At 70.5% G+C, this 18,519-nt stretch carries 20 protein-coding genes; 10 read left to right on the forward strand and 10 right to left on the reverse strand.

What is annotated here, in order from left to right:
* Nucleotides 1–277: hypothetical protein (locus D187_RS34680; protein WP_043432958.1), on the forward strand; the 277-nt coding region annotated here is incomplete at its 5' end.
* On the opposite strand, the gene D187_RS34685 is transcribed toward D187_RS34680, so the two are convergent.
* Nucleotides 257–1,738 carry a hypothetical protein gene (locus tag D187_RS34685; RefSeq protein ID WP_002624671.1) on the reverse strand — a complete coding sequence of 494 codons (1,482 nt, stop codon included), beginning with the start codon at nt 1,736–1,738 and terminating at the stop codon, nt 257–259. The two genes, D187_RS34680 and D187_RS34685, sit on opposite strands and share 21 nt — an antisense overlap.
* 187 nt (nt 1,739–1,925) lie before the next feature.
* Here D187_RS34685 and D187_RS34690 point away from each other — a divergent pair, with 187 nt between their 5' ends.
* Nucleotides 1,926–2,459: a DUF6580 family putative transport protein gene (locus D187_RS34690; protein ID WP_043432963.1), complete on the forward strand. Its 534-nt coding sequence runs from the start codon at nt 1,926–1,928 to the stop codon at nt 2,457–2,459.
* Nucleotides 2,460–2,488: 29 nt separating this feature from the next.
* On the opposite strand, the gene D187_RS34695 is transcribed toward D187_RS34690, so the two are convergent.
* The 4 genes from D187_RS34695 to D187_RS34710 all read right to left on the reverse strand — a co-directional run bounded on the left by D187_RS34695 (nt 2,489) and on the right by D187_RS34710 (nt 7,727).
* On the reverse strand, nt 2,489–4,792 hold the full coding sequence (locus D187_RS34695) for a serine/threonine-protein kinase (protein WP_002624674.1): 2,304 nt from the start codon (nt 4,790–4,792) through the stop codon (nt 2,489–2,491).
* Nucleotides 4,793–4,942: 150 nt separating this feature from the next.
* Entirely contained in the window at nt 4,943–5,788 is an 846-nt protein-coding gene (locus D187_RS34700) for a hypothetical protein (protein WP_002624675.1), read from the reverse strand.
* Nucleotides 5,785–6,951 carry an endonuclease/exonuclease/phosphatase family protein gene (locus tag D187_RS34705; protein WP_081713977.1) on the reverse strand — a complete coding sequence of 389 codons (1,167 nt, stop codon included), beginning with the start codon at nt 6,949–6,951 and terminating at the stop codon, nt 5,785–5,787. The genes D187_RS34700 and D187_RS34705 overlap by 4 nt, the downstream gene beginning before the upstream one ends.
* 71 nt (nt 6,952–7,022) lie before the next feature.
* The gene (locus tag D187_RS34710) at nt 7,023–7,727 is read right to left on the reverse strand and encodes a type 1 glutamine amidotransferase domain-containing protein (RefSeq protein ID WP_002624677.1); all 705 of its coding nucleotides are present in this window, start codon (nt 7,725–7,727) and stop codon (nt 7,023–7,025) included.
* Between the two features lie 109 nt (nt 7,728–7,836).
* On the opposite strand from D187_RS34710, the gene D187_RS34715 reads away from it, so the two are divergent.
* On the forward strand, nt 7,837–8,754 hold the full coding sequence (locus tag D187_RS34715) for a LysR family transcriptional regulator (RefSeq protein WP_002624679.1): 918 nt from the start codon (nt 7,837–7,839) through the stop codon (nt 8,752–8,754).
* A gap of 6 nt (nt 8,755–8,760) precedes the next feature.
* Here D187_RS34715 and D187_RS34720 read toward each other — a convergent pair whose 3' ends face one another.
* The 4 genes from D187_RS34720 to D187_RS34735 form a co-directional block, all read right to left on the reverse strand.
* A complete protein-coding gene (locus D187_RS34720) occupies nt 8,761–9,999 on the reverse strand; it encodes a cytochrome P450 (protein WP_002624680.1) in 1,239 nt (412 codons plus the stop codon).
* 16 nt (nt 10,000–10,015) lie between these two features.
* Nucleotides 10,016–10,180, reverse strand: coding sequence for a rubredoxin (gene rd, locus D187_RS34725; protein WP_002624681.1), 165 nt, complete (start codon nt 10,178–10,180; stop codon nt 10,016–10,018).
* 73 nt (nt 10,181–10,253) lie between these two features.
* Nucleotides 10,254–10,994, reverse strand: coding sequence for a Mut7-C RNAse domain-containing protein (locus tag D187_RS34730; RefSeq protein WP_002624682.1), 741 nt, complete (start codon nt 10,992–10,994; stop codon nt 10,254–10,256).
* A complete protein-coding gene (locus D187_RS34735; protein ID WP_002624683.1) occupies nt 10,991–11,335 on the reverse strand; it encodes a hypothetical protein in 345 nt (114 codons plus the stop codon). Before D187_RS34735 ends, D187_RS34730 begins: the two co-directional genes overlap by 4 nt.
* 134 nt (nt 11,336–11,469) lie before the next feature.
* Here D187_RS34735 and lspA (D187_RS34740) point away from each other — a divergent pair, with 134 nt between their 5' ends.
* The 7 genes from lspA (D187_RS34740) to D187_RS34775 all read left to right on the forward strand — a co-directional run bounded on the left by lspA (D187_RS34740) (nt 11,470) and on the right by D187_RS34775 (nt 17,432).
* Complete coding sequence (gene lspA, locus D187_RS34740) at nt 11,470–12,090, forward strand: signal peptidase II (RefSeq protein ID WP_002624684.1); 621 nt, start codon at nt 11,470–11,472, stop codon at nt 12,088–12,090.
* A 10-nt stretch (nt 12,091–12,100) separates the two neighbouring features.
* Nucleotides 12,101–12,718 carry a signal peptidase II gene (gene lspA / locus D187_RS34745; RefSeq protein ID WP_002624685.1) on the forward strand — a complete coding sequence of 206 codons (618 nt, stop codon included), beginning with the start codon at nt 12,101–12,103 and terminating at the stop codon, nt 12,716–12,718.
* A 79-nt stretch (nt 12,719–12,797) separates the two neighbouring features.
* Nucleotides 12,798–14,087, forward strand: coding sequence for a prolipoprotein diacylglyceryl transferase (locus D187_RS34750; protein ID WP_002624686.1), 1,290 nt, complete (start codon nt 12,798–12,800; stop codon nt 14,085–14,087).
* A 50-nt stretch (nt 14,088–14,137) separates the two neighbouring features.
* Complete coding sequence (locus D187_RS34755) at nt 14,138–15,118, forward strand: MXAN_5187 C-terminal domain-containing protein (protein ID WP_051256675.1); 981 nt, start codon at nt 14,138–14,140, stop codon at nt 15,116–15,118.
* 12 nt (nt 15,119–15,130) lie between these two features.
* The gene (locus D187_RS34760) at nt 15,131–15,640 is read left to right on the forward strand and encodes a KdsC family phosphatase (RefSeq protein ID WP_002624688.1); all 510 of its coding nucleotides are present in this window, start codon (nt 15,131–15,133) and stop codon (nt 15,638–15,640) included.
* 200 nt (nt 15,641–15,840) lie between these two features.
* Nucleotides 15,841–16,179 (forward strand): nucleotidyltransferase family protein, encoded by a 339-nt coding sequence (locus tag D187_RS34765; protein ID WP_002624689.1) that lies wholly within the window; start codon nt 15,841–15,843, stop codon nt 16,177–16,179.
* 311 nt (nt 16,180–16,490) lie between these two features.
* A complete protein-coding gene (locus D187_RS34775; protein WP_002624691.1) occupies nt 16,491–17,432 on the forward strand; it encodes a tetratricopeptide repeat protein in 942 nt (313 codons plus the stop codon).
* A 1-nt stretch (nt 17,433) separates the two neighbouring features.
* Here D187_RS34775 and D187_RS34780 read toward each other — a convergent pair whose 3' ends face one another.
* On the reverse strand, nt 17,434–18,363 hold the full coding sequence (locus tag D187_RS34780; protein WP_043432974.1) for a DUF6929 family protein: 930 nt from the start codon (nt 18,361–18,363) through the stop codon (nt 17,434–17,436).
* Between the last annotated feature and the right edge of the window lie 156 nt (nt 18,364–18,519).

Raw genomic sequence — 18,519 nt, forward strand, 5'->3', positions numbered from 1 at the left:
GGTGGTGCTGCGCGGCCATGAGGGAGGGGTGAGGTCCGCCACCTTCAGCCCGGACGGGCAGCGGGTGGTGACGGCCTCCCTTGATGGGACCGCCAGACTCTGGACTCTGTCCATTGACAGAGTCCGCCAGCGGCTGCGCGAGGCCAACAATGATTGCCTCTCTGTCGGCGACAGGATGACCTACGTCGGCGAGACGGAAAACCAGGCCCGCGAGCACTACGAAGCCTGCGAGCGCTCCTACGGCCGCGTTCCACTGTCAGAGGCCAGCGCTCCGTAAACACAGACGTGCCGCTGGATCTCCCAGCAGCACGTAGCCACGCAAGTCATTGCGCTCCATCCAGCGAGCCGCGTGCTCGACCGGATCGACAGGGTCCGGCCTGCCCTCGAGCCGGGCATCCTGCCGTTCCTGGTACTCCGCCATCAGGCCGTCGTTCACCTCGCGGTACGCACGCATCAGCGCGTCCAGCGCCACGCCCGCCCGGCTGCCATTCACCATCACCTCCAGCGCTCCGGCAATTCGCGAGGCCCGGCTTCGGGTGGAGGCACCCGCGGCAGTGAAGCTGTAGGCCCAGGCCAGGTCGCTGTGGCCGATGACGGCCAGCGGGCCTCGTGGGTTGGCCAGGGCCGCTTGGGGGAGGGCTGCGAGGAAGGGACGCTCGCCTTCCCTGGGCAGGCTCTCCAGCACCTCCCGGGAGCGGTCCTTCTGGCCTCCCTCCCGAGCCAGGAGCGTCAGCCACGCATGGAAGGCGCTGCGCGGGGGCGTGGCCGCTCCGAAGCAGGCCAGGCAGAACCACATGCCGTCGGGGAGGAAGGGCGTGTCACGCAGTTCCTCCGCGGTGAGCACCTCTCCGCTCGTCAGAGACAGGGCCCCCTGCTGGGCGCGCTGCTGCTCCAGGGAACTCCACCCCTGGCGTGGCTTGCCGAGGCCATGGCTCACCGTGAGCATCACCCCCGAACGCGCCGCGCCTCCCCCATGCAGCAACTCCTCGCGGGCCACGCGCTCCTCTCGCCATACCCGCAGGCGCAGCGCGGGGTGGCGCCGCTTCCACCGCTCCTCCACCTGCCGTGCGCAGGGCTCCACCAGCAGCCAGCGCCCCAGGGCCGTGGCACGAGTGCCATCGTCCGCGCAGTACAGCAGCACCTCAGCGGCCTCGTCCGGCTCGGTCCGGCCCTCGCTGGCCAGCACCTTCTCCGCGTAGGCCCGGTAGCCCGCGAGGTCTGGCTCCCCCGAGGGGGTGGCCACGTGCAGCCGTCCGACGAAGGCCCCGTGGGCCAGCACGTGCTGCAACTCCATGGACACCTGGTGCAAGTCCCCGAGGAGCAGCAGGTACCTCGGCCGCTCCTCCTGGGGGACCGCCTCGTGCTGGTACACCTCCCGGCGCCAGGCCACCGCCTGTTTCGCGTCCATGTTCGCGGGCACCCGGTACACCCGCACGGGCGCGCCCTGTTGCCGCTCCCGGTGCTCCATCAGTGGCGCGAGGGCTCGCAGCAGCGCCTCTCCTTCCTCTCCCTCCGGTGCCACCACGCCCCAGCGCTGGGCTGGCAGGTCGTTCGGATTCGCATCCGGCGCTTCCATCGAGGGCACCTCGGCCCGGACTGGGAGTTTCTCGGGCTTGGGTGCCTCTCGGGCCGTCTCCTCGGGCAGGCCGGAGGGCAGCAGGGGTTGCCGGTCATCCGCCCTGGCCAGCAGCAGGTGCAACCCGCCCGGTACGCTCCCCGCTTGTTCCTCCCGCGCCATTGCTGGTGCCCCTCCCGCCTCGACCTTCGCACAGTCAACCCCACTCCACTCGTCGTCCTCTGCTTCCCACTCGGAAGCCAGGGAGTGTCGACTCCGGGGGTCAGGCGCTACGACGCATACCCAGGCTCAGTTGACCGGTAGGGAGACGGGGGATAAAAGTTCCAGGTTCGCACGTCTGGAGGAACTCATGAAAGCATGGATGACCGAGGTGGGGATGTTCTTGATGTTGGTGGCACTCGGCGTGGCCGGTCGCCTGCTCCCCCATGAGCCCAACTTCACGCCCATCGCCGCGACGGCCCTGTTCTCCGGCTACTTCATGCGGCACGTCTCGTTCGCCGCCTGCGTGCCCCTGGCGAGCATGCTCATCAGCGACGCGGTGCTGGGTGTCTATGATTACAAGGTCATGGGCGTGGTCTACCTGTGCCTCATGGCCCCCGTGCTGCTGAGCGCCGTGCTCAAGCGCCGCCTGGCGGTGACCACCGTGGGCGCCGGCGCCGTGGGCTCCTCGGCGCTCTTCTTCGTGGGCACCAACTTCGCCGTCTGGCTGTCCTCCGGCATGTACGAGTACTCCCTCTCGGGGCTCGTGAGCTGCTACGTCGCCGCCCTGCCGTTCCTGCGCAACTCGCTCCTGGGCGATCTCTTCTGGTCCGGGATGCTCTTCGGTGCCTGGGCGCTCGTCGGCTCCGCCCGGCGCTCGGCCGTCGCCCGCGCCACCGCCTGAGCCCTCACTGAATCCTCACGTCTGGGCCCTCACCCGGCCCAGATGGCCTCGACTCGGGCGCGCACCTTGCGGCGCCCTTCCATGAAGCCCGGCACGGCGCGCAGCGGCTCGAGTGCCGGGCAGTGCTCGATCCACTCCAGGTCGATGAGCACCGTGTCCGCGGCCCGCTGGAAGTAGCCCAGGGCCTTGTCCGGCTCGCCGCACAGGCACAGCACCTCCGTGGTGAGCTGGCACAGCAGGGCGACGAACCGCGGGCTGTTGTTTTGAAGCAGCCGCTCGTCCACCTGGGCCGCGACCTCGGAGACGGGCAGCTCGCCCAGCATCGCGGCGGTATAGAGGCTCACCAGGTGTGAGATGGGATGTCCTCCACCCGTGACGGAATCCCGGTGGCGCCGCAGCTCCTCCAAGTCCCGGTTCCACGCGGCGACGCGCAGCCGCAAGGCCGCCGTCGCGGAGTGGTGGGGTGGCGAGGCCGCCAGCCGTTCCACCGCCCAGTGGTAGTCCTCCATCCGTCCGCGCAGCGCACTGCAGCGGGCGAACTCGTAGAGCGACATCGTCAGGGAGGGGGACAGCTCGTGGGCGAGCCGCAATCGCACGAGCCCCTCATCCGCCTGGCCCGACTCGCACTGCATGTTGCCCAGGTACAGCATCGACGGCGCATGGTAGGGCGCGATGTCCAGGGCCTTGCGCACGCCGCGCACCGTCTGGCGCCAGTCATTCTCCTGGGCCGCGAGCATCGCCCGCGCCAGATGGGTCTCCACCATGTCGGGCGCCAGGTGCAGCGCCCGCTCGATGCTGTCACGCGCCGTCTGGCCCAGGTTGTCGCTGGAGTTCCTCGTCCCCATGAACCACGTGCGCGCGCTGGCGACGGCGTGCAGCGCCAGGGCGGGCGGGAAGTCCGGCGCCAGCTCCAGGCATGCGTTGATCATCGCCAGGGGGCCCTCGTTCAGGCTCCAGAACGAGCTGTAGAGCTGCTGGTTCGCCTGGCGGTAGAGCGCCAGCGCCTCGGGGGACAGGCTCGTGCTCCAGGTGGAGAGCACCCCCTCTACCCGGAGCTGCTCGGAGATGCGGGGCGCCAGCTTGTCCTGGAACTCGAACACATCCGTGGAGGGGAACTCGAACCGGTCGTTCCACAACTGCGTCCCCGAGCGCGCCTCGAGCAGCCGGATGGCGACACGCACCGCCTTGCCCGTGCTCTGCATCGTCCCATCCACCACCAGCTCCACCTTCAGCTCGCTGCCCACGGTGCGCGGGTCGCGCGTGTCGCGAAAGCGCGCCGTCACCCCGCTGCCGAGCACCCGGAAGCCCCGCGCGCGCGAGAGCTGATCGATGAGGGAGTCGGTCAGCGCTTCCGCGAGGAACTCGGACTCGCGAGGGCCCTGGTAGCGCAGGGGCAGGATGGCCACGCCTCGCATGACCGGGGTGTGAGCGGAGCGGGGCGTGGCGCGAGGCGTGGGCGGGCCGGACGTGGAGGGCCACTGCTGCACGGTGGGCTCGGGGCGGGTGTACCCCGGCTCGGCGAGCTGTCCCTCGCTGGCGAGCCAGTCGCGCAGCTGCCGCGCCGTCTCACTCGCGCTCTCGGGCCGATCCTCGGGGGCGCGCGCCAGGCAGCGGTTCACCAGCTCGGCGAGCGGCGCGGGGATGCCCGGGTGCTGGCGGAGATCGGGCGCGGGCTGGCGCAGGCGGGCCATGGCGACCGCCCAGGGCTCGTCCGAGCCGAAGGGCAGCTGGCCCGTGAGCATCTCGTAGAGCAGCAGTCCCACGGCGTAGAGGTCCGCGCGGGCATCCACCAGCTCTCCCGCCACCTGCTCCGGCGCCATGTACATGGGCGTGCCGATGGCGCCCTGGGTGCTCGAGGCGGCCTCCCGGGCCAGCGCGCGGGCGATGCCGAAGTCGGTGAGCACGACGCGTCCCTCGGACTCCAGCAGGACGTTGGCGGGCTTGAGGTCGCGGTGCACCACGCCGGCGGCATGGGCCGCGGCGAGTCCCTCGCAGACGGCGAGGGCGATGCGCGCGCCGTGGGGTGCACTCAGCGTGCGCTCGCGGGCGAGCCGCGAGCGGAGGTCCTCGCCCTGCACGTACTCCATGGTGAGGAAGGCCTGGCCCTCGTGGGTGCCCAGGTCGTGCATCCGCGCCACGTGGGGGTGGGTGATGCGGCGGGCGAGCCGGACCTCGCGGCGGAAGCGCTCCAGCGCCTCCGGGCCCGCGTGTTCGCCGAGTTGCAGCACCTTGAGCGCCACGAGGTCGCCCACCAGGCTGTCGCGTGCCTGGTACACCGTGCCCATGCCTCCCCGGCCCAGCGTCCGCAGGAGCGTGTAGCGTCCGGCGAACAACGTGCCCCCCCCTTCTTCCGGGGATGGGGGGCGGATGACGGTGCGGTCGCCTTCGTCAGGGAGGGGGCGGGGGGACGGAGGTGTCTCGGCCAAGGGGCGTGGAGCTTAACGTGTCCCCCCTCTGCTTCGCCATGGAGCCTCAGGGGTGCCTCAGGGCCCCGCCCAGATGAAGTCCAGCGTCGGCACGATGTTGTTGCCGCGCACCCGCTCACGCTCCGAGTATCCGTCCGGACCCGTCACCAGGCGGGTGGCGCCCTGGTCCGCGTTGGCCCACAACACACCCACGGTGAAACGGCTGTGTTTGAAGACGGCGACGTCGAGTCCCACGTGGGCGGTGACGATGAGCGGAGACAGCTCGGCGATGGGCCCCACGTCCGTTCCCGACACGGTGAGCCGGCCCTGGGGGCCGGTGGCGTAGATGTTGAGCTCACCGCGCAGGCGCAGCCGCTCGGAGAGGGCGTGGTCGTACGCTCCGCCCACGCGGTAGCAGGAGCCCGTGAGCGGCGCGGCGAGCAGGATGTCCATGGGGGCGAGGAAGGAGTGGAGCTGGGTGGCGCTGTTGGGTCCGAGCGGCGCGCGCCAGGCGCCATCCGCCTTGAGCGTCCACACGTCGTGCCGGCCCACGTCTCCGGACAGCAGCAGCCCCGCGCGCGGAATCAGCATCCAGCCGATGTCGTTCTCGCTCGTGGCCCATGCCGGGAAGAGGTAGCCCTTGGTGAGCCGCAGGCCGAAGGTGGGCAGCGACACCCCGGCCTCGACCGTGAGCCGCACCGACGAGCGCACCAGGGCGAAGCGGGCGTCCAGGTTGGGGGCCACGAGGAAGACGAGGGGATGGGTCTGGAGTTCGAGCCCGTCGAGGATCGCCAGGCGCAACGGGTTGAACACGCCCATGCTCCAGGAGCCCCGCGGGCCCACGTCCGCGGTGTTCCTCGCGGGACGGGGATCGGCGGCGGCGAGCGTGCCGGCCAGGAGTACGGAGAGAAACAGCGCCTTCATGGCAGCCTCCAGGTTCCGACGACGGGGGCATGATCCGACAGCCGCAGGGCGTCGCTCTGGATGCCAAACGAGCTGTTGGGCCCCTGGATGACGTCGGTGTCCGTCCACTGCTCGCCCTTGCGGATGAAGAGGTAGTCCAGCGTGCGGTTCCAGTACCCGGGCACGCCCTGGTCGTTCACGCTGTCCGGGCCGAGCACCGAGTGCGTGAAGTAGCGCCGCTGGTTGTCTTCGCCCACGCCGTAGCGGGAGAGGGGAATGGAGGGCTCGAAGTCGTCGTAGTACTGCTTCATGACGCTGGGCGTGTAGGGCGGCTGCTCGAAATCGGTGCCCCTGCTGCTCTCGCGCTCGTCGAGGAAGCCACTCAGCCGCAGCTTGCCCTCACAGGACTCGGGAGTGCCCGCGGCCGCGCGCTCGTCGCACACGGGCGGCAGCTCGTTGAAGTCTCCGCCGATGACCCACGGCAGCGTCTCCGCCTTCAGGACGTCGTGGATCTGCTGGATCTGCTTCTGCTTGGTGCCGTCCTGGTCATACGCCTCGGTGTGCACCACGTAGGCGGCGACCCTGCGCCCCTGGCCCACGTCCAGCTCCACCCGGCCGATGGCGCGCTTGATGTAGAAGGTCGACGTGAGCGGATCCTGATCCGTGCGGTCCTCCTGGCGGATGCGCTCGGCCTTGAGGATGGGGTAGCGCGAGAGGATGGCGTTGCCCAGGTCCATGCGGCCCACGCCCTCGGACGGCACGTAGCGGGCCTTCCAGGTGGACATGTAGCCCGCGTAGCGCAGGTTCGTGTTCTCCAGCAGGAAGCGCACCTGGTCGATGTAGGCGCTGCGCTTGGAGTCGACCTCGATCTCCTCCGTCATGAGGATGTCCGGGTCGTACTCGCGGATGAGCGCCGCGACCCGGGTGAGGCAGTCCGTCACCTCGGTGGAGGACATCTGGACGCGGTCGCCCCAGAAGTCGAACCAGAAGTCGATGCGGCAGGCACCGTACTTCACGTTCCACGACATCACCTTGAGTGACGTGGGGTTGTCCACCGGCGCGGGGTGGTCCGCGTGGGCCTTGAAGCGGGGGACTTCTTCCCGGGTGAAGGACAGGGGGTCGGCCACCCATTCGCAGCCGGCCAGCAGAGGCATCAGGAGGAGCAGCGGGCGGAGTCGTCTCATGCGCGGCGGATGCTACGACGGTACGGGGCGAGTGCCAGGGGGAATGCCGCTCCCCCTGGAAGAAGCGGGGGCTACTTCTTCTCGTTCTTCTCACGCAGCGCGGTGATGACCTCGCGCGCGGTGGCCACGGACGAGGCCGGGTTCTGGCCGGTGATGAGGTTGCCGTCACGCACCGTGAAGCTGCCCCACAGGGGGCCGGACTCGTGGCGGGCGCCCTGCTCGCGCAGCCGGGTCTCCAGGAGGAAGGGCATCACCGTGTCGAGCTTCCCCGCCTTCTCCTCCTCGTTGGTGAAGGCCGCCACGCGCTTGCCCGCCACGATGGGCTTGCCATCCGGGGCCTTCACGCCCACGAGCGCCGCCGGCCCGTGGCAGACGGCCGAGACCACCGCGCCCCGGGCATACGCCGTCGTGAGCAGCGAGTGCAGCGGCGTGTGCGTCGCCAGGTCCCACATCACGCCGTGGCCGCCCACCACGAAGTAGGCGTCATAGGTGTCCTTCACCTTCTCCAGCACGAGCGTGTTCGCCAGCTTCTTCTTCGCGCCGGCGTCCGCGAGGAAGGCGCGGGTGGCCTCGTTGGGCTCCTTCTCGCTCTTGGGATCCGCCACGGCCTTGCCGCCCAGGGGCGAGGCGATGTCCACCTGCGCGCCCGCCTGGGTGAACTCGGCGTAGGGCGCCGTCAGCTCCTCGAGCCAGAAGCCGGTGGGCTCCTTCGTGTTTCCCAGCTGCGTGTGGCTGGTGACGATCAACAGGATCTTCACGGCGGTCAGGGCCTTCATGGTGCGTGCTCCTTCATCGGGCCCACCGGGTTCGGGGGCCAACGGAACGAACAAGTACCGCCGCCCCGGGCTGAAGAAAATCGAGGGGCTCTTCGCATAATGTGAAGCCATGCTTGGCAATCACGAGGCGCTGTGGACGCTCTGGGAGGTGAGCCGCGCGGGGACCCATGCCGCGGCGGCCGCGCGCCTGGGCATCACCCCATCCGCCGTGGGACAGCAGCTCAAGGCGCTGGAGGCGCGCGTGGGCGTGGCGCTGTTCGAGCGGGTGGGGCGGCGTGCCCGGCTCACGGCCGCGGGGGCGGCGCTCGTCGCGCGGCTCGGGGAGCACCTGCCCGCGCTGGACGCGGCGCTCGAGGAAGCCTCCGAGGCCCACCGCGCCGTACGGGGCGAGGTGTCCCTGGGCGGGCCCTGGCCCTTCTTCCGGTTCTGGTTGCGTCCGCGCCTGCCAGGGCTGTTGGAGCGCCATCCGGAGCTGCGCTTGAACGTGCGCTTCGACGTGCCGAGCCTGCTCGTGCGCCGGCTGCTCGCGGGCGAACTGGACGTGGCCCTCGTGGGCGTGTTGCCCGAGGCGCCGGGGCTGGAGGTGCGGCGGGTGGGTCAGGAGGAGTTCGTGGCCGTGGCCTCGCCCGACCATGTGCGGCGGTGGGGCACGCCCCGCACGGCCCGGGAGTTCGCCGCCCAGCGCTTCATCGCGTTCGACGCGGACCTGGCGATGCTCGGCCCGTGGTGGCGGGCGGCCTTCGGTGCACGCGAGCCGCTGCCCACGCACGTGGTGTGCCGCATCGCCAACCTGGATGAGATGCTGGCGCTCGCCGAGGCGGGCAGCGGCATCGCGGTGCTGCCGGACTACCTGGTGGCGCCGGCGATCCGCGCGGGGCGCGTGGTGGTGCTCGCGCCGGAGTCTGGCCGGCGCTCGGGCCGGCGTCCCCGGGGGACGCTCTGGGTCGCGTGGCGCCGGGCCGCGGCGCCCACCGCGCGCTTCCTCGCCGTGCGCGACTGGCTCCTGGAGGGGACTCCAGGAGCTTGAGCCGCGTCAGCTCAGGGTGACCTCGAGCCGCGTCAGGGCGCGCATGATGGGGTGCGGCTGCAACTGCGGCTCCTGGCTCAGGCGCATGTGGGGGAAGCGCCGCACCAGGGTGCCCACGACGAGATCCAGCTCCTGCCGGGCCAGGGCGGCGCCGAGGCAGAAGTGCTGGCCCGCGCTGAAGGCGATGGTCTGGCTGACGTCGCGGCGGATGTCGAAGCGCTCCGGCTCGGGGAACACCTCGGGGTCGTGGAGCGCGGCGGGGATGAAGGGCATCACCATCTGGCCCTTGCGCAGCTTCGTTCCCGCGAACTCCATCTCCTCCCGGGCGAACTTGGGCAATCCGCCCTTGCCGAACAGGTCGTAGCGCAGGGTCTCCTCGATGGTGTTGCGGATGAGCGAGGGATCATCGCGCAGCAGGGAGAACTGGTCCGGATGCCGCAGGAGGCTGTAGAGCGCCCAGTTGGCCGCGTGCACCGTGGTGTCCGAGCCGGCGACGATGAGCGCGTGGACGAGGGAGATCATCTCGTCCTCGGTCAGCTTCTGGCCCTCGTCGCTCGCGGTGATGAGGGTGCTGAGCAGATCGTTCTCGAGCAGGTGCTCGCGGCGCTCGGCGATGACCTCGCGCAGCATGCGGATCCACCGGGGCATCGGGGCGATGAGTTCGAAGAGTTCCTCGGCCTTGTTGAAGAGGACGGAGCTACGGATGGAGGCCTGGCCGAAGGCACGGAACTCGCCGCGCAGGTTCTCGGGAATCTTGAGCATGTCGCTGACGACGCGCATGGGCAGCGGCTCGGTGATGGTCGTGAGATCGACCCGCTCGCCCTTCACGTGCTCGGCGATGATGTCGTCGACCGCCTTCTGGATTTCATCGCGCATGCGCTCGGCGGCGCGCGGCGTGAAGGCGGGGCTGACGAGCTTGCGCACCCGCAGGTGGTCGGCGTCGGCCAGGCCGAAGAGCCCGTTGTCCATGATGGACTTGTACTCGGCGTGCTCGGCGGGCCACTCCTCCTTCCGGGCGAACTCCCACATCCGGTAGTCGTTGCTGAAGCGGCGGTCGAGCACGAGGGCCCGCACGTCCTTGTGGCGGCTGAAGACGATGGCATCGCCGCGGGCCTTCCACCGGTAGGCGGGGGCCTTCTCCCGGAGCCACGCGTACGTGGGATAGGGATCGCGGACGAAGGCCGGGTCCTCCAGGTCGAGCACGAAGTCGGGCCCGTGGTCGGGCGTCGGTGTTTTCTGAAGCATGGGTCTCCCTTGCGTCTCAGCCGTCGTACGGCTCGAAATCATCCTTCGTCGCGCCGCAATCCGGGCAGTACCAGTCCGCCGGCAGATTCTCGAAGGCCGTGCCAGGAGGAATGCCGGTGTCCGGGTCGCCTACCGCGGGATCGTAGATGTGACCGCAGGGGATGCAGCGATACTTCTTCATGAGGACCTGCTCCTTGGGCGCGGCACCTGCCGGCGAGCCGCCGGGGGCCGAGAGGGGGGGCGGAGAGGGACTACTACACCCCGCGCAGTGAGTCGATCAGCGCCCGCATGCGCTCGTGGTGGGAGCCCGCCCAGAAGACGCGCTGGCAGCCGGGGCAGTGCTGGAAGCTCGAGAACGTCGCGAGCACCCGCTCGGGCACACGTCCGCGCACCTCCTCGGGGGACGCGCCGACGAGCGGCGTGTTGCAGGCGAGGCAGCGGGTGAAGGGGCGCATGCGCGGGACGAGGCCGTAGCGCCGCGCCACCTCGGGCAGTTGCCGCGAGGGGTCCGTCTCGCGGGGGAAGTAGCCGTGCACCACCTCGGAGCGCTTGAGCACGCCCAGGTCCCGCGTGAGGAGGATGCGCTGCTCGTCCCGCGAGCGCCGGGCCAGGACGTCATCCGCGAAGTCGTTGCGCCACACGGTGTCGAAGCCGAGCATGCGCAGCAGGGACGCGAGCCGGCCCAGGCCCACGTCGAGCAGGAAGCGGGGCTCGCTCAAGGCGGGCGGTCCCACGCGGAGGGAGGGCGTCTGGTCGGGAGGGCTGCCGGGGGGGTGGACGGCGATGCGCTGGCCGTGCTGGACCCGGTGGGAGAAGTTCACCGCCTCGCCCTCCACGAGCACCACGTCCACCTCGGGGTGGGGCGGCCCGAGCGACTCGATGAGATCCTTCACCGAGCACGGCGCGGGCAGGGGATGGGCGAACTCGACGCCCCGGCGCTCCGGGGCGAGGAAGTCGTTGAGGGGGCCGTGGAAGCGCAGCCAGAGAGGGCTCACGGCGCGGGGGGCGGTGGTTGCTTCTTCTGGCGTATCCGCTGGATGAGCCGGTCGATGAGCGGGGTGACGGCGAAGGTAAGGGCGAAGCGGGGAATCTTGATGGCCTGGCAGGCGAAGTAGGCGCCCATGAAGGTGCTCGCGGCGCCCGCGGCGCTCTCCACCTTGAAGCCCGCGTGGATGAGCAGCATGAAGCCCACGAGGAAGAGGCTGAAGAGGCCCCAGTGCACCACGATGGCCAGCATGCCATAGCGGGTGATGAACTCCTGGAGTCGCTCCATGAGCTTCGGCTTGGACTTCAAGGAGGCCGGGGGAGTGGGCGTCGCGTCTGGATTCGGAGTCACGGGAGGTTCAACAGTCGCCATTGCCCCCACCATGCCCCACTTCAGGGAAGCCAGCGAGCGAGCCCGACGTCGTCCGGCTCCAGGGGGGCGCGGATTGTCAGGATCCAGGCGGCCGGGGTAGAGGTAGGGGCCTCATGGTGAAACGCTTTCGTGTCCTCATCCTCGTGGGCCTCGCCACCCTCGCCGCCGACCAGGTGACCAAGTACCTGGCCGTGGCCCATCTGACGGAGGCGCTCGACGGGCGCACGGGCCTGGCTCGGTTGGAAGGCTTCGTGTCCGAGCAGAACCTGGACAACGATCCGCCCGTGGAGGGAGCGTTCCGCCGCTCGACCCGGCCCTACCGCTTCATCGAGGACTACTGGCACTTCCGCTACGTGGAGAACCCCGGGGCGGCCTGGGGGATGTTCGCCAACCTGCCCGACGGGGTGCGCCGGCCCTTCTTCCACGGGGTGAGCCTCATCGCGCTCGGCTTCATCCTCTACATGTACCTGAAGCTGACGCCGGATCAGGCCCGGTCGCGCTGGGCGCTGGCGCTCGTCACCGGCGGCGCGCTGGGCAACTTCGTGGATCGGCTCCTGCGCGGCTACGTCATCGACTTCATCGACTGGCACTGGCGCAACCAGCCGGGGATGCGCTGGCCCACCTTCAACGTGGCCGACGCGGCCATCTGCGTGGGGGTGGGGCTGCTGCTGCTCGACTCCTTCCAGACGCGCCAGCCCGTGGAATCCGTGACGCCGGGGGGCCAGGTGGTGTAAGCCGGCTGCCGTGCCCCGTAAATACCTTCTCCTGTTGTCGGTGGCGCTCGGCGTCATCGTTCTGGATCAGTGGACGAAGTACCTCGTCGTGCGCGAGCTCACCACGCGCTTCGATGACCGGCCCACGCTGGGCGAGCGGTTGTCGGCGATGTATGGAGATCCGCCCCCGCAGGGCTATGACGGACTGCACTACCGGTCCAAGCGGCACATCGAGATCCTCCCCTCGTTCTTCCGCCTGCGCTACGCGGAGAATCCAGGCGCCGCCTGGGGCTTGTTCCGCTCCCTGCCGCCCCACATCCGGGGACCGCTCTTCCACGTGGTGAGCCTGGGGGCCGTGGTGTTCATCACCTGGTACTTCAGCAAGCTCAGTGGGAAGGATCCGAAGGAGCGCTGGGCGCTGTGGGGCCTGCCGCTGGTGCTCGGCGGCGCGTTGGGCAACTACATCGACCGGATCGCCCGGGCCTTCGTCATCGATTTCCTCGAGGCCCATTGGTACGACAAGGCCGCGTGGCCCTCGTTCAACGTGGCTGACTCGGCCATCGTGGTGGGCGTGGGGCTGCTGCTGGTGGATGCCTTCGTGCGCAAGGAGACGCCCGAGGAGCGCAAGTCCGCGGAGCTCGGCTCCTGAGTCACCGGGCGGCCCTTTTCTTCCGGGCGCCCTGACCGGCTAGGCTGTCGGGCCGCGCGCTTCCCGAGGCTCCCCCATCATGCTTCCCGTCCTCCTCCACTTCACCTTCACCTCGCTCGCCTCGCAGCTCCTGCTGTTCGCGGTGGCGCTCGTCATGGTGGTGTCCATCGCCCGGAACGGCTGGCTCGGCGCCGAGGGTCCGTCGCCCACGTCCGGGCAGCGGCTCACGCGCGCGCTCGGCTATGGCGCCGTCGCGGGGGGGCTGGCCTTCGTCGGTCTGCGCTACGCCCTGCCCGCGGACGCCATCCCCGGAGGTCAGGGCCAGGGCATCCCCGTGCACTCCTACGGGTTGCTGCTGGCCGCCGGTTTCCTCACGGCGATGTCGGTGGCGTCGCGGCTGGCCCAGGACGAGTGGCGCTCGGTGTCGTGGGTGCCGGACGCGTCCGGGGGCGGCCAGTGGGTGGACACCGAGGGGCCGCGCAAGCGCGAGGCGGTGTTGGACCTGGGCTTCCACGTGCTCGTGGGCGGCCTGGTGGGCAGCCGCGTCCTCTTCGTGCTCGTCAATTGGAAGGACTACGCGCGCGACTGGACGCAGGTGTTCTCGCTGGGCGGCGGGCTCGTGTTCTACGGCGGCCTCATCGGCGCGGCCCTGGCGGCGTGGCTCTTCGCGCGCCGCCACGGCATGGACTTCCTGCGTCTGGCGGACGTGGCCATTCCCACGGTGTCGCTCGGCCAGTGCCTGGGCCGGCTCGGGTGCTTCTCCGCCGGGTGCTGCTGGGGCGATGTCGCCGCGTCCGGCGCGCGTTTCATGGCCCGCTTTCCGGGCGCCGGGCTCGCCCAGGACTTGTTCGGCCGGCTCTCGGGCTCCGCCAGCCTCGCCTTCCAGTCCCAGGCCCAGGATGGGCGCTTCGTCCTGCCGGACTCCGGGCTCATCCTCCACTACCCCGTCCCGGGCGCGGTGCGCATCTCCGAGTGGGTGGCCCAGCACGGCACCACCCTGCCGGTCCATCCCACGCAAATCTACGAGTCCGTCGGGCAGCTCGTGCTCTTCTGTGTGCTCCTGTACGCGCGGCGCTACCGGCGCTTCCATGGGCAGATCTTCGCCCTGTGGCTCATGTGCTACGCGGTGCTGCGCACCACCGTGGAGCTGTTCCGCGGGGACACCGAGCGCGGCACCCTGCACGGCCTGCTCGAGTCGCTTGGCGCGGCGCGTCTGGCTGACGCGGTGCCCCTGGAGGCCTGGTACAACATCTCCACCAGCCAGTTCATCTCGCTGTGCATGTTCACTTTTGGCGCTACTTTGTTGTACCGGCGGATCCGCCAGTCCGGTGAGCTGCCGGGCGTGGGACCGACTCCCAGCCCCGCGTGAGGCTGCGAGGTTGATCGGAAAGCGCGTCTTGGGGACACTCGTGGGTGCCCATGGCGTACGAGTCCGCGAAGTCATCCACGAAGAATCAGGCCACGAAGGTCGGTACCTCGGCCAAGTCCGCCGCCAAGTTGGCCGCCACCAGCGGCGACACGAAGTCCGGCATGCCCACGATGTCGGGCAGCGAGGTGACGTTCCAGGAGTGTGACGCCATCGAGGAGGAGATCGCGGCGCTCAAGGTGGCCTATGAGCACTACTTCCTGGGCACCGAGCGCGTCCCGCCGACGCGGCAGTACGAGGACCTGAAGAAGCGCGTGATGCGGCTCAAGGGCAGCTTCGTGCGCAACACCTCGGCGAAGTTCCGCGTGCAGTCCATCCACGGCAAGTTCGTCACCTACGAGCGGCTGTGGCAGCGCACGATCCAGGAGATCGAGAACGGCACCTACAAGCGGGACGTGGTCAAGGCCCGCCGCCGCATCGAGAAGAAGCCGGGCGACAGGCCGCGCACCCAGGGCTCGGTGGAACTGCCCGACGACGAGCTGGACTCGCTGGACGGGCCGTCGCTGCCCGTGCGCGGCGTGCCGTCGGTGGCCCCGTTGGTGCCGTCGGTGGCGCCCCTGGTGCCGTCGGTGGCGCCGGTGACGCCCGCGGTCAAGCCCCTGGTGCCCTCCGTGGCGCCCGTCATTCCGGCCATCGCGCCCCTGGTGCCGTCGGTCAAGCCGCTGGTGCCCTCCGTGGCGCCCGTGGCGGCCCGCCCCGCGGGGGCTCCCCGTGCCGCTCCACCCGCGGCGCGTCCCGCCGCCGCGTCCGGGAACAACGACCTGTCCGACGCCCGGCTCAAGTCCGTGTACGACGCCTACGTGGCCGCCAAGCGCAACAACAAGGAGGACACCTCCAAGATGAACTACGACTCCGTGGCCGCCTCGCTGCGCAAGCAGGTGCCGGAGTTGATGAAGCAGCACAAGGCGAACTCGGTGGAGTTCAAGGTCGTCATCAAGGATGGCAAGGCCGTGCTCAAGGCCGTGCCCAAGTAGGCGCCCGCGCGGATGAACCAGGATCTCGAGTCGCTCAAGGCGCGGGTGAGCCAGTTGTCGGTGATGATCTTCGACATCGACGGCACGCTCACGGACGGACGCATCTTCTGGGTGCCCAACTCGGGCTGGACGCAGATGTACAGCGTGCGCGACGGCATGGGCATCAAGCGGCTGCAGGAGGTGGGCATGGAGGTGGCGGCCATCTCCGGCGGCGACAGCCTCTCGGCGCAGATGCGGATGCAGTCGCTGGGCATCAAGCACGTGCACTTCGGCAGTCAGGACAAGGTGGCGCACTTCGAGACGCTGCTGGAGCTGCTCGAGGTGACGCCGGAGCGGTGCGGCTACATGGGGGATGAGCTGGTGGACCTGCCGCTGCTCCAGGCGGTGGGCTTCTCGGCGGCGCCCCCCGAGGCCCCGGACGAGGTGCGCTCCCGGGTGCACTATGTCGCGCAGCGGGCGGCGGGCTTCGGCGCGGCGCGTGAGGTGTGTGAGTTCATCCTCCGACACCGCCGCGTGCCCTGATTCTGTCGGGTGTTGAGCCTTCTCCCCTCCCAAAACGTCAACCCCCCGCACGAAGTGGTTCCCCCCAGGCGGGGGCATCCCTAGGTTGCGCGCCGCGCGAGGGGCCTCCCGGCCTTCGCGGACGCGAACGGGCAGTTGGACCGGACAACCTGAGGTGGGAGATGGCTGGAGGGACACGACGCTGGAGGCTCGCGGGGGCGATGGTGGTGCTCTGGCTGGCGAGCGGATGCGTGGTCGACTTCCCCCCGGACGAGGCCCAGGCGCGGCTCGCGTTGCTCGAGGAGGATGATCGGCGCATGGACGCGGCGTTCGATGCCGTGGAGGTCCGGTTGCTGGGCAATCAGGCCCGGATGCACCTGTGGCAGGAGCTGGAGCAGCGGCACGGCCAGGTGTCCGCCATCCAGTGCCAGGTGTCCGAGGAGCATCTGAGGGGCATGGCGAACCTGCTGAAGCGGCAGGAGGAGAAGGCGCGCGCTCAACGCATGGCGTCAGCCGGCACGGTCCTCTCCTCGGCCTTCCAGGGAGCGATGAGCCGCTAGGCCCCTGGCGGGTGTCGCGCGCGTGACGGAGCGGCTGAATCCGGCTAGAACTCCGGCCTCGTGAGAACCCGGATCACAGCGCTCCTCCTCGCCACCGTGATCGGGCTCGCGGGCTGTGGTCCCTCCGACTCCGCGGCGTGCCAGCCCGTGCACGTGTCCGATGAGCAGGGCGGGGTCTACCGCTGTGTCGCCTCCGAGGACTGTCCCCGTTCCCCGACCATGACGCTGTGCGTGAGGGACATCCCGGGCCCCTTGGAATGCATCCGTTGTCAGGACACCTACTGTGTCCGCGTCCCGCCGGAGACCTGCTAGTGCGGCGTTCCCTTCTCCTCCTGGCCCTCGTGCTCGCCCCGGGTTGCTCCCGGGATGGCGCCACCGATCACCTGCAGCGCGCCCGCGACTCCATCTACGAGAAGCGTCCCGACGAGGCGCTCGTGGAGTACCGCAAGGCGCTGGACGCGCTGCGGCTGGATGACTCCCCGCAGGCGCCGGTGCTCAAGGCGCGCGCGCTCAAGGGCGCCGCGGACGTGTACTGGCTGGAGCTGCGCAAGGTGAAGGAGGCGGTGAGCGTCTACAAGGAGCTCATCACCCAGTGCCCCGAGTCCCCCGAGGCCCAGGAGTCCCGGGTGGTGCTCGCCGAGCTGCTGCGGGTGCACTTCCGCGACCCCCGCGGCGCGATTGATCAGCTCACCGCCGCGCTCGCGCGCAATCCGCCCCAGGGCGCCGAGCTGCACTACCAGGTGGCCAAGCTGTACTTCGAGCTGCAGGACTACAGCCAGTGCGTGCTGGAGTCGCGCAAGCTCGTCGAGCGCTTCGCCACCAGCGCCTTCGTGGACGACGCGCTCTTCCTGCAGGCCCAGGCGCTGCACATGCGGTCGGTCCAGGGCACTCCGAGCACCGCCGACGTGCAGCGCTTCCGGCAGGAAGCCTCGCTCGCCTACGCGGCCCTGCTCACGCGCTTTGGCGACTCGGAGCTGGCCCCGCACGCCATGTTCGAGGCGGGCAAGCTCAAGGCCGAGGCGGGCGAGAACGAGAAGGCCATCGAGATGTGGGTGCAGGCGCTCAAGAGCCACCCGGACCCGGCCATGGTGCAGGACGCCATCGCCCGGGCGCGCCGCCGCCTCGCCGCGACGACGCCGGAGAACATCGGCTCGCGCGTGTCGGCCTTCGCCAAGGTGCCCGCGCGGCCCGCGCGCACCTCGGTGGAGGCGGTGGGGGGCTCGGCCGCGGAAGCCGCGAGGGATCACGACTGAGCTAGCCGGCGACGCCCTCCAGCACGGCCTCGAAGAGGGGCGCGGCCCGGGTCGGGTCATCCGCGTCCGACACGAGCAGCAGGTGGATGCGGCCCGACTCCACGCGCGCGTCCACGCCCTCCAGCTTCACCTTCGCGTCCACGCCGTCGAGGAACACGGGGGTGCCATCCGGCGCGAGCACGCCCACCGCCGAGCCCGTCACCGCGCCATCCGCGTACGCGTCGCGCGTGTCCTCGGCCGCGGCGGTGAAGACGACGCGCCCGTCTGGCAGGGGGGAGGCGTCCGTGAAGGACAGGCGCACCGGACCCGCGCGGCCCAGCTCCCACCGGCGCACGGCGCGCACCACGTCCGGCAGGGCCGGTCGTCCCGCCTCCAGCGCGCGCAGCACCCGGTCCAGGTCCAGGTCCACCACCGCGTCCGTGCCCGCGTCCCCATTGCCCCGGTTGAGCAGGCGCAGGCGCGCGCCCGTCACCGCGGCCCCCTCGAGGTTGAGCGGCCCCAGCTCCCGCTCGAGCTGCGCGTAGAGGGGCTGGAAGTCCACCTCGCGCACCGGGCCTTCCGGGCTCCCGTTCGCCCCGAGCGGCACCAGCGCGCCCCGCACGCGCCCCGGCGTGCTCCCCGAGGGCACCGCCAGCAGCGCGCCCCAGGGCGCTCCCGTCAGCGCTCCCAGCAGGCAGAGCGCCTCGAAGTCCGGCTTGCGCGCCTTGCGCTCGCGGTGCTCGAGCGGCAGCTCCCCCGGCAGCAGGCGCACGAGCGCTCCCGGCTCCTCTCCCTGGAGGGGGAAGGAGGCCAGGGCCAGCGAGTCATCCGCGATGACGTGGAGCCAGCCTCCCACGCGCACGAGGCCACTCGCGGCGGAGACATGCGCCGCGGCTCCGGGGCTCTCGGGCGCGCGCAGGGTGAGGGTCCGTCGGGGGTGGAGGTGGATCATGCCCAGAGGGCTTACTCCAACCCCCTTCGCCCGTCCCCTGGGAGAGAGCCGGGGTGGGGGACTTCCCCCGGATACCCCCACCCCAGCTCTCGTTCAGCGCTCCGGCCCGGGCCTCCTGGTGCGATCCGCGGAGGTCCGGTGCTCTCGCTCGACCGC

This window comes from Cystobacter fuscus DSM 2262, from assembly GCF_000335475.2.
In the GTDB taxonomy this organism is placed as follows: Bacteria; Myxococcota; Myxococcia; order Myxococcales; family Myxococcaceae; genus Cystobacter; species Cystobacter fuscus.